The following is a 10,885-nucleotide window of genomic DNA, read 5'->3' as shown; positions in this document are numbered from 1 at the left end:
GCCCGGGAGGCGTCCAGGCGGGCTGGCGCCTCACCTGGGCCACGTCGATGCCGTCCAGCAGCATGGCCAACTGCGTGGCGTCCAGCGTCACCGCCTGCGCGCCCGCGTCCACCGGCGGCAGCCGGAATCGGCCCGCCTCCAATCGCTTGTAGAGGAGCACGAAGCCACCCCGGCTCCACGTCAGCACCTTGATGCGGTCGCCCCGCCTGGAGACGAAGGCGAAGAGGTGCCCCGAGTAGACGTCCTCACCCCACGCCGTGCGCACCAGCGTCATGAGACCATCAATCGACTTGCGCATGTCCACCGGCTCCACCGCCAGCACCACGCGCACCGAGGCAGGTAGGGCGAACACCCTCTCACCGCCCCAACGCGGTGACGAGCCGGGCCACGTACGCCACGTCGGTACCGACGGCGAATCGCACCCGCGCTCCGCTCGCGGCCACCACCTCCAGCATGGACTCCGTCGCTGCGGGACTCGCCGCCACCTGCACCGGCAAGAGTCTCACCGGCTCGACTCGCGACGGCGCGCTCCGTCGCGCCCGGTACACCCACGACTGCAACGTGCTCAGCCTCATGCCCCGCGCCAACGCGAACTCCCGCTGCGTCTGTCCGCTCGCCTCGAAGGCTTTCGCGACGCGCGCCCACTCCGGCTTCTCCACCTGCTTCGCCATGCCCGGAAGCGTCCGCCGCGCGCCGATACCCCGGCAATGCCTCACGGCACGTCGTTGGCCGGACGGTTACCACGCGCGAGGGTTGGCTCTACCTGGCCGTCGTACTGGACCTCTTCAGCCGGCGTGTCATCGGCTGGGCCATGGACCGATGCATCGACCGGCACCTGGTGCTCTCGGCCCTCGACATGTCGCTGAAAGGGCGCCGTCCCCCGGCGGGGTTGTTGCACCATTCGGATAGAGGCAGCCAATACGCAAGTGCGGACTACCAGCGAGCGCTGACTGACCGCGGCATCCAGTGCAGCATGAGTCGCAGGGGCAACTGCTGGGATAACGCCGTGGTGGAGAGCTTCTTCTCCACGTTGAAGACGGAGCTGGTGCACGAGCAGGACTTCCCGACGCGCGAGTCCGCGAAGGCCGCCTTGTTCGAGTTCATCGAGGTGTTCTACAACCGCAAACGGCGGCACTCCTCGCTCGGTTACGTCAGCCCCGTCGAGTTCGAGAAGGCTGCCTCACAGGTGCCGCTGGCTGCTTAACCCACCTGTCCACCGAGTCCGGGCAAGCTCACACGTCGACTGACGAGCACTGTCAGTAGCGGCCTTCATCAACCACAAGAGCCCGAGCACCACGCGGCGCTTCTACGCATCGCACGCCGTTTTGGCGAAGGTTCCTACATTGCGGTGAGCGCCGATGATTCATCTTGGAACTGGCCTTTATGTCGTCGAGGCCAGCATCACCACTCAAGTTCGGGATCCGCCTTTTTGATTATCGCAATGCGCCTCTATCGGCCGCTCGGTCCTGGTCGCGTTGGAGCCTCTTGCCCTCCCTCGGGAGAGACCGGCTGCTCGTTCCTGTCGGCTGGTGCGCCTGCTTCCTGTTTCGCGTCGATACCACGGGCAGGTGGTTCGTCCTTCTTGGTCCAGAAATGCGCGGCTCCGATGTATGCCGCCCCAAGCGCGAAGAGTCCCGCAATGATGGCACCAATAATGGTGGAGTTTCGGTACCAAGGCTTGAGGTCATCGGAACTGGCTGCACTTTTCCCAGTTCGAAAGCCCTGTTGGGTCGACTTCCCACCCGCGCTCGCTCGGATACGACCGCTTTCCGCGTTGAAGTCCTTCTGCTTCGACCCCTCGGTTGCCGTAGCGATGATCTCGGGAGGCGTTTTTTTCGATTTGTCGGATGGGGCCATGAGGTTCTCGTTTTGCTGCGGCGAGACTAGTGAGAATCCCCGCTGTTCGGAGTCTAGCGCGACCCCAACGAGGTTCCCTTCCCCTTCGACCTTAGTGTGGCTCAGATTAAGGCGCTCGACGTACCCGATGTTGATGGAGAGGCGCGTGTCGAAGAGGTTCTGGGTTGCTGTTCGATCGAACTGAGCAAGAGCCGCACGGACCTCAGGTAAATCCAGCTCCGGAGGCAGCCCTGGCGTGGTTGTCACCTGCTCGCTTGGCACTCCAGGCTTTTTTTTTGCGCGTCCAGGCTTTCGCGCCAAGGCCTCGTGATGGAGTAGCGGAGAATGACGCGATTCTTGGTCTCTTCGTCGTCGCGCTCCTCATCACTAAACTCGTGCGAGGGACAATTTGGGACTGGGCACTCTGCATCGAGCGCCCCCTCTGCGATGGCGCGCGCTGGTGGGCCTCCCCAGAACTCATGACCGAAGGCGCACACTACCGTGGCCTTCTCCGCCAAGTAGTGGTCGGCGACGAGCTCTTGGAGGGCAGTCAGAACCTCCTTGGCCGGCCCAACCTGCGCAGCAATGAACTGTTGGGGCACGAAGAGGGCCGAGCGCTTGGTTAGGTAGGCCGTCTCAATGCGCTTCCTGATGTCCATACGAACTTGTTCTATGGAGGGTAGCGCCATAGCGGTAATCTACACCGCTGGTCTGACTACTGCAGAAAGGGCGTTTACTACGTCCGCCATGGCCGCTTGGCTAGTCTTCCGAAGGAAGCTGATGTGGGAATGCTGAGTGGTCGGCCCTGTGAAGAAGGCGACGATCGTTCCCTCAACAAACCCATCGTCGGGATGCTGATAGTCCCAGTTGTAGATGCGGATGTCCTGAGGGATTCCCACCTGCGACTTGATGCGCTCGTCCGAGAGGTCGAGCGGAGCCATCTTGAAGCCGGCGAGCTTCCCCTCCATCGCAATCTTACCGGCCACGTCCTGAGCGTCGTCACCGCGAAAGCCGACGAACTCAAGGCCGAGGTCAGCCTCAAGCGCAAGAACGTGGCTCTCATCGAAATGGAAGGGCTCAATGTACCGCTTCAGCGCGGGGTTACGGCGGGGCACCTCAGCGTTCGTCAGCCACTCCACTACAGTGCGCACAGCCTTCCTCGACTCCTGCCAACCTCCGAACACGAGCGCTCGGCTCCCTGGCTGAGCAAGATCCAGTGAGAGGTTGATGTCCTGAGTCCAGTCGACCGAGCGCTCATTGTCCTCTCGGATAAAATACTGGCGCTTCGTAAGCCGAACCCCGAGGCCAAGCATCTCAGTACCAACTCGCACGCGGACGACGCGCGGAGGAGGGAGAGAGGAGTCCTCGACACTATCGTCTTCGTCCTCTTCGGCGATGACGTCCTCGTGCACTCCAAGATTGTCCGACACTTGATCGACGCGGACCCAGTCCTCCGACAGTTGAGCCTCGTTGAAGTCATTCCCCGTCGAGCGACGCACCGCCTCGCCCACCGCTTGCAACAGACCCACAGGCGTCTCGAAGATCGCGAGAGCAGGCATCTGCCACAGAAAGAGGGACTGCCGACTATACGCCGTGTAGAGCCGCTTGAGACGAGCTTCGGTACCTGGAACGTCCTTCTCGATCTCGGCAAGAGCCCATGAACGCGCCGTGATCTTGCCCGAACCTGCCGCAGCAACAATCTCCTTCTTCTCCTCCTCGGGGCGGGTCAGCTTCTGGGCCAAGTAGACCAAATGGTCCGGTCGAACGCGCACGGCGAATACTCCTAGGACGATGAGGTACTACCAAGCAGCGAGTTCCTCGCCTGCTCGCGTGGCGAAAAGTTTCCTACAATAACGCGGGCGTTGTCGGCTGAGCAAGTGCTGTAGGCCTTGGACGCACCCTCCGAAAGAGCCGCATTCGCGGCGCGTCAGTCGTCCCGGTGCGCGTGGCCCTTCTTCTTGCCACGCCCCGGGCCGTCCCAGTCGTCGTCCCGGCCGCGGCCGCCCTTGTCCTTCACCTTGTCGTTCACCTTGATGAGGTTGCGCGAGTACGCGTCGTAGTCCAGGTGCAGGTGGCCCTTCTCGCCCCGGCCATCCACGCGGAACTTCACCTTCCACACGTTGTTGCCGGTGAGGTGCGCCTCCTGCAGGTCGCAGCGGTAGCCGCGAGAGCGGCACTGGTCGAACCCGCGCCGCACGGCTTCGTCGTAGTTCATCGCCACGGGACGTGACGGCGGCGGGGGCCTCGGATGCGGACGCGAAGGACGCGTCTCCGCCACGATGCAGCCGGACGACAGCAACAGGCTTCCCAGCAGAAGGGGCAGTCTCATGCGCGGGATGACGCCACACCCGCGTCTGGATTCAAACGCGCTCGCGGTGCGAGCAGGCCCTTGAGACTGCCGTGAGACTACAAACCTCCAGGTGAAGCGAACGCGACGAACAGCTCCCCCGCGAGGTACGCGCGCATCCCCTTGCTCGCCGGTCGGATGAAATCGTTGAGCAGCGCACCGGAGTTGAGCTTGTGCACCGTGGGGCGCGCCAGGTTCATGCGGCTGCGCGCCACGCCCTTGCCGCCCCGGTGGATGAACGTCACGGTGCCGTCTGGCGCCACGGACTCCACGACCGCGATGTGCGTCATGCCGTCGTTGCGCTTGCCGTCGCGGTTGCGGTCGTACGTCTCCTTGAAGAACGCCAGGTCGCCCGGACGCGGGTTCAACCGGTGCACCGCGTTCGCGGCCTGCGCGCGACGGAAGATGCCCGTCACCGCGTTCTCGCCCGCGAGGAAGCCGTGCGCCACCAGGTCGATGCCGGCCTGCAGGTACGCCAGCCGCACCAGCCCCGAACAATCATTGGGCACCGAGCGGTCCAACCGCCGCGCGCCCACCAACTGCGCCGCGCGAGCCACGATGCCGCGCGCCAGCTTCGACGGCGGCAGCAGCTCGTCCCAGAAGGCGCCCGGCCCCTGCGTGGGACCGGTGAAGAGCGCCGCGGCCTCCAGCGCCGCCGCGATGACGCCCGCCTCCTCCGGCACCGGGTGCGGATCCGCCTCCAGCAGCGCCGCCAGTCCCGCGCTGCCCTCCGGCATCACGAAGGCCAGCGGCGGAGGCGCTTCGGCCTTCACGCCGAGTGCACCGGCCGCGCCCACCGACGCGACGCTTGGGGCTTCAACGGAGGGCCGCGCGACGGGCGCGGCCGGAAGTTCCACCGCCATGCGAGGCGCGGCGTCCGGGACGTGCGCACAACCCACCAGGCTGCCCAACGACATCAGGGTGACGAGCGACGAACGGCGCAGCAGCAACAAGTCCTCCGGGGGTGAAAGCGGGCGCATTCAACCCCGGATTCGTTTTACGTCAAACTGGGATCATCCCTCCCAGGTCGCGAGCAGGTCGCGCACCCGGGCGTACTTCTGGAGCAGGGCTGCGCGGTGGGCGCTGAGCACCACCATGAATCCCACCACGAGCAGTCCCAGCATCGACAGGAACAGGGCGCCGATGCGGTGGTCGCGCATGCCGAAGCGCACCAGGTTGGCGGCCACCGCCGTCACCAGGAACGCCGAGCCCAGGTACACGTAGGAGCGGATCCGCAGCGCGATGCCCGCCCCCACGCCCACCAGGCAGAGGAACACGCACAGGAGCATCGCTTCACCGTCGTTGAAGAGCAGCGGCTTCCACGCGCCCGCGACGTAGATGCCCGTCACCGCCAGGGCGCGCAGCTGCGCGTAGGCGTCCCGCGACAGACTCTTGCGGAAGACGCGCAGGAGCAGGAGCAGGGAGAGGCCCGCGGGGATGACGTAGTACTGCGGCTCGCCGGAGCCGGTGCCCAGCCACACGAGGTACAGCGCCGTGTTGAAGGCGGCGACGGACATCGTCGACGCGGCGCCCTTCTGCTTCGTGCACGCCGCGAGCGCCGCGAAGTGCGCCGCGTAGCCCACGAGCAGCGCCATCGCCACGAACGGCTGGCTCCACGGCACCGTCAAGAGACCCGCCAGAGGGAAGAGCCACGCGCCCGCCACGGCGGGACGGCGGAAGGCCTTGAGGCCCGCGCCCTCGCGCCGCACGAAGAGGTACAGGCCGGTGAAGGCAGCGCCACCGATGATGGACACCAGGCTGTCCGCGGCGCCGGGGTGCGCGTCCAGGCCGATGAAGCGCACGCAGAAGTAGCCCATCGCCACCACCGCCTGCGCGAGCCACGCGGAGGCTTCGTCCTCCTCGCGCGCCGCGTGGCGCACCAGGGCGAACAGCAGGAACACGAGCCCGCCGCACGCCACCCACGCCTCGCGCGCCGCGCCGCCCGGCAGGCGCACCGCCAGCACCGCGAACAGCACCTCCGTGAGGGCGATGATGGAGAACGCGCGTCCCATGCGCCCGCGCACCGCCTTGCCCGCCACGGACAGCACCAGCGTGGCGAGCAGCGCCGTCGCCGCGCCGAAGTACGGGAGGAGGAACTGCGCGCCCCGGCCCGTGGAGTGCGTCGCGCCGTAGTTCAGGAGGAAGGCGTGCACGGCGAAGAGGGACGCCAGCCACCCCACCCACTCGCGGTCGCGGCGGCGCAGCACCACCACCCACGCCGTGGCCCACGCGAAGAACACGCACAGCGGCATGCCCGGGTGCGTGAGCGAGCGCAGGCCCGCGAGTGACAGCAGCGCCAGCATCGCGCCACCGTGGTGCAGCGCCGCGCCCACCGTCACGCCGCGCCTGTCCAGCGCGAAGCCGACGACGGCCAGCAGCAGGCCCGTGCCCGCCACCACAGCGGGCGTCCACAGCGGCGGCACGGCGGCGACCAGCACCAGGCCCAGCAGCGCCGTGGCGGCGTTCATCATCAGGCGCTCGCGCGTCACCATCAGCGTCAGCGACGCGGCGCCCGCGACCAGCGCCACGGACAGGGGCAGCTCGCCCGGCCCCGCGTCCAACAGCCGCAAGCCCACGAGCAGCGCCACGGTGCCGACGCCGCCGGCCCACAGCGGCTCGCTCCAGGTGCCCTCGATGCCGGGCGTCAGGCGCGCGGTGACGTTCGTCAGCGTGCGCTGCACGGCGCCGGACTGGCACAGCGCGGACAGCAGCGCGGAGGCCAGGCCCACGAGTGCGACGAGCACGGCACCTTCCGGACGCCACTCGCCGACCGCGAGGGTTCCCGTCTGGCCCAGCGGCGCCAGCGCGAACGCCGCCACCGCCGCCGTGAGCAGCCAGCGCTGCGACAGCAGGAACGCGGACATCCCCACCACCGCGCCCAGCACGGCCAGCGCGCCAGGAGTCGGAGACATCAGCGTGGACATCGCCGCGATGGCCAGGGCCGACGCCGTGGCGGAGGTGCGCAACGCCATGTCACGCGGGCCACGGAAGAAGGAGGCCAGGGCCTGGGGTACGTGGTGCTCCGCCAGCGCCAGGGCCAGCAACAGGCCGGTGGCCCAGGGCCGCGCCGCCGGGATGAACATCAGGATTCCGGACGCGGCGATGACGCGCAAGGAGGGCAGCGGGCCCGTCATGGGCACCAGCGCGATGGCGCAGAAGAGGGCCGTGCGCTGGCTCATGTCCTGTTCCGGGACCAGCAGCGCCAGTCCGCCCAGGCACGCGAGCGCCACCTGCATGCTCATCGACAGCTCGTGGCGTGGGCGCTCCTCCCGCGAGCGCAGGAGCAGCGAGGCGGCGGCAGGCACGTGCTCCACCACGCGCACCACCAGCAGCGGGAACAGCGGCAGCAGCGCGGTCCACCCGAAGGGAGGGTGCCACGCCATCAAGGTCACCACGCCGTAAGGCACCATCAGCGCCGCGGCGAAGGGCCGGTGCAGCGAGCGCGTCCACAACAGCGGCAGCAGCGCCGGACCGATGAGCGCGAGCTGCGTGGCGCCGCGAATCTCCGACAGCACGTGCCCGTCCCACGACAGAGAGGCGTCCGCCAGCACCACCATCGCGCCCAGCGTGGCGACGATGCGGAAGGACTCGCCGCCCGCGGCGATGCGCCGCACCGCGGGCACGTCCTCCAGGAGGGCCAGGACGCTGAGGAACGTGGCGAGCCCCAGCAGGGCCAGCGGGCCGGACGAGTGCAGCGCGAAGACGGCCTCGATGGAGGCCAGCATCAGCCCCAGCGTCACGGGCAGCGTGCGGGCGGTGAAGAGCGCCGCCAGCGCCGCGCCCATCAGGAACAGGGTCTGATCACTGGAGCGGGCCAGGGCCACCGGCACCAGCGGCAGGATGAGCGCGAGGATGCCCGCGGTGGTGGTGCTCGCGCTCTTGCCCTTGCGCGCGGCGACGATGGAGCCCACGAGCGATCCGGTGACGAGCAGCACCAACGACAGCCCCGGCGACAGACCCCATGCGGTGTAGACGTGCGGCACGTCCGGCAGGAGCGCGAAGCCCACGAGCACGACCGCGAACGGCCGCACGCCGGGGAAGCTACGGGAGGCCACCGCCACCGTCGCGGCGGCGGTGAGGAGCACGGGGCCCATGAAGGTCTGGTCGACCAAGCCCCACACCACCGCGAGCCCCGCGTACAGGAGGCCCGGCACGCCGAACCGCTTGAGCAGGCCTCCGCGCTCGCCCAGGAGCGCCAGCACCAGCGAGCCGCCCACCATCGCCGCGACCAGCGCCTGCGTGGAGTGGGCCGCGGCCAGCTTCGGCAGGATGGCGCCCGCGAGGAAGGCGCCGTAGGCCAGGTAGTTCTCGTCGCGCAGCCGGTACGCGGCCAGCAGGACGCCCGCGGCGCCCAGCGTCATACCCACGACGGGCGCGGCGACGGGGGTCGTGCCCAGCGCGATGGCGAACCCCGCCGTCGCGATGACGCCCACCACGGCGGAGATGAAGCGCCGCGTGCGCTCGTCCGTGAGCCGCCACGTGAGGCCCGCGAGGCCCAGGGCGAGCACGCCGGACACGACGGCCGCGGGGGCCGCGCCGTAGACGCGGAAGGCGCTGTAGGGCAGCAGGCCGAAGAGCACCGCGCCCACGGCGGACAGCGGGAAGCGCTTGAACAGCAGGCCCGCGCCCAGGGACAGCACGGCCAGGGCGAGCGTGGCGAAGAAGGAGGGCCGCGAGTCGGGCCCCAGGTGGGAGTAGATGGCGAACGCGGGCGCGGCCCAGGTGGTGCAGCGCAGCAGCACGTCCGCGAGTCCCAGGGAGCGAGCGTCACCGGTGCGCTCGCCGCGCTTCTGGGCGAAGAACGCGAGCACCAGGCCCGCGAGCACGAACGGGACGGCCGTCAGCGCGCCGTACTGGATGGGCAGCGGCGCCGCGGGCGGGTAGCCCATGCGCGTCTTGATGGCATTGATGAGGAGCGTGAGGGCGTGCGGGATCAACTGCGCGCTGGACGCATAGCTGAAGTAGGCGCCCGCGTACGCCGGGTAGAGCCACGGCAGGCGGTTCAGGGGGCCGCGCGACAGCGACACGAGCGTGCCGGTGAAGATGGCGGCGGTGAAGAAGAAGGCAGGCTTGGTGCCGACGATGGCGCCCGCGAGGCAGGCCACCTGGAGCGCGATGGTGAGGACCGCGAGCGGATCCGCGGCGCGCTTCTCATCGAGCGTGCGGAAGCGCAGGCAGGTGGCGAGCAGGAACGCCGCGAAGGGCGCGTAGGTGCCAGGAGGAACGGAGGTCCCGGCGGCGCCCAGGGCCAGGTGCAACCGGATGGCGAACATCGCGGTGAGGAACAGGGGCGCGGCGAGCGCGAAGGTGAGCGCACCGCCCTTCCGAGGGGTCTCGGTGGCCTTGCTCGACAGCAGGAAGAAGAGGATGCACGGCAGGGCGTTGAGCCACACCGCCGGGACGCCCACGCGCGCGGCCACGGGGGCCAGGCCCATGATGAGCGTGACGCCGACGAGGCCCAACTGGATGAACGGGCGCGAGGGCGCGTCGAAGGACTCCACGGGCTTGCGGGCGAGCCACGCGGCGACGCCAGACCAGGCGAAGAGGAGCGGCACGAGCAGCAAGGGACGCACGCCGTCGAGATGGAGCGCTTCACCGAAGCCCAGGGGTCCCAGCGCGACGCCACCGAGCGGGGCTACCGCGGAGCCGATGAGGCCGAGGATGCGGCCCGGCTTGCGCAGGGACTCGCGGCGGGCGAGGTAGCCGCCCCACACGGAGAAGCCGACGGAGTAGCCCACGGTCATGAGGAAGACGGTGAGCGAGCGGGTGACGGACGTCATCCCGTCCCAGGACTCGAAGACGAAGTAGAGCGTGCCGGAGAGGATGAGGAACGCGCCGATGAACCACGCGATGCTCTCGTAGAGGAACGGCCGCCACACGCGGCTCCACGTCGAGGCCTCCTCGACGATGCGGGCGGTGCGGCTGTTCGGAGCGGGAGGCTCCACGAACGGTTCGCCCGGATTCGGAGGCAACTGGCGAGCAGTCCACTGTTCGTTGACGGCCCGCGCGCGGGACTCGGCGGAGGCACGGCCCGCGTTCAACCGGCGAGCCGCGGAGCCATCCGACAGCGAAGCGATACCCAGGCACGCAATGAGGTCGAGCGAGTTGAAGTGGAACGAAGCGCCCGTGGAACCAGAAGTCGAGGAAGCGACAGGGACAGCGGCGGAAGCGTCCGGAGCGGCGGCGGTGTCAGCGACAGCGGTATCAGCAGCAGCAACGTGAGCGACGGAGGAATCGACGACAGCCGCGTGATCAGTGGAGGCAGAGACCTCCGCGACGACATTCGCGGCGACCTGCTCGACGGAAGCCACATCGGCGGCCGCATCCACGGTGGGAAGCGTCACGGGGCCGAGGGCGACGGCGCCTTCCCCCATCAGCTGAGGGCTCACGGCTTCGTTGTGAAGCTCGACGGGCGCGGACGGCAGCGCGTCGATGGGCGTCTCGGTGAGGACGGAGAGGAGGACGCGAGCCTGGCGCTCGTAGCGCTCGGAGAGTCGGCGGGCGACGTTGGGCGGCACGTCGTGAACGTCCCAGCGGCGCACCTCGTCCAGGAGGAAGTGGACATGCGCGAGCTCGGCCTCGATGGCGGAGCGGGCGCGGGCGGCGAGACGATTGCCACAGACGACGCACTGGGACGCGCTTCCCAGGCGTTCTTGTCGGCAGGCAGGACAGTACATGGAACTCCCCCTCTACAACGACCGT

Annotated in this window: 8 protein-coding genes and 1 pseudogene; 1 reads left to right on the top strand and 8 read right to left on the bottom strand. The window is 68.7% G+C overall.

Translation table 11 applies throughout. The annotated features are described in order from the left end of the window. Both tnpB and D7Y21_RS07740 read right to left on the bottom strand, forming a co-directional pair. On the bottom strand, window positions 1-352 hold a 352-nt coding region (gene tnpB / locus D7Y21_RS07745), incomplete at its 3' end, for an IS66 family insertion sequence element accessory protein TnpB (protein ID WP_147469212.1). A gap of 4 nt (window positions 353-356) precedes the next feature. Beyond that, window positions 357-671: a hypothetical protein gene (locus D7Y21_RS07740; RefSeq protein WP_121712210.1), complete on the bottom strand. Its 315-nt coding sequence runs from the start codon at window positions 669-671 to the stop codon at window positions 357-359. 65 nt (window positions 672-736) lie between these two features. On the opposite strand from D7Y21_RS07740, the pseudogene D7Y21_RS07735 reads away from it, so the two are divergent. Continuing rightward, a pseudogene (locus D7Y21_RS07735) lies at window positions 737-1,204 on the top strand (IS3 family transposase); the annotation flags it as partial. Between the two features lie 245 nt (window positions 1,205-1,449). Here the strand turns inward: D7Y21_RS07735 and D7Y21_RS41395 are convergent. The 6 genes from D7Y21_RS41395 to D7Y21_RS07710 all read right to left on the bottom strand — a co-directional run bounded on the left by D7Y21_RS41395 (window position 1,450) and on the right by D7Y21_RS07710 (window position 10,860). After that, window positions 1,450-2,118 (bottom strand): hypothetical protein, encoded by a 669-nt coding sequence (locus D7Y21_RS41395; protein WP_147469211.1) that lies wholly within the window; start codon window positions 2,116-2,118, stop codon window positions 1,450-1,452. Continuing rightward, window positions 2,100-2,495, bottom strand: a complete 396-nt coding sequence (locus tag D7Y21_RS07730; RefSeq protein WP_121712208.1) for a hypothetical protein — start codon at window positions 2,493-2,495, stop codon at window positions 2,100-2,102. Before D7Y21_RS07730 ends, D7Y21_RS41395 begins: the two co-directional genes overlap by 19 nt. Window positions 2,496-2,534: 39 nt before the next feature. Next, window positions 2,535-3,578 carry a hypothetical protein gene (locus D7Y21_RS07725; protein WP_147469210.1) on the bottom strand — a complete coding sequence of 348 codons (1,044 nt, stop codon included), beginning with the start codon at window positions 3,576-3,578 and terminating at the stop codon, window positions 2,535-2,537. 185 nt (window positions 3,579-3,763) lie between these two features. After that, the gene (locus D7Y21_RS07720; RefSeq protein ID WP_233612014.1) at window positions 3,764-4,165 is read right to left on the bottom strand and encodes a hypothetical protein; all 402 of its coding nucleotides are present in this window, start codon (window positions 4,163-4,165) and stop codon (window positions 3,764-3,766) included. A gap of 77 nt (window positions 4,166-4,242) precedes the next feature. Next, on the bottom strand, window positions 4,243-5,163 hold the full coding sequence (locus D7Y21_RS07715; RefSeq protein ID WP_233591347.1) for a CHAP domain-containing protein: 921 nt from the start codon (window positions 5,161-5,163) through the stop codon (window positions 4,243-4,245). 33 nt (window positions 5,164-5,196) lie between these two features. Further along, a complete protein-coding gene (locus D7Y21_RS07710; protein WP_121712204.1) occupies window positions 5,197-10,860 on the bottom strand; it encodes a hypothetical protein in 5,664 nt (1,887 codons plus the stop codon). Between the last annotated feature and the right edge of the window lie 25 nt (window positions 10,861-10,885).

It is taken from the genome of Corallococcus sp. AB045, assembly GCF_003668895.1.
Taxonomy (GTDB): Bacteria; Myxococcota; Myxococcia; order Myxococcales; family Myxococcaceae; genus Corallococcus; species Corallococcus coralloides.
This window is presented reverse-complemented; position numbering and strand designations above follow the sequence as displayed.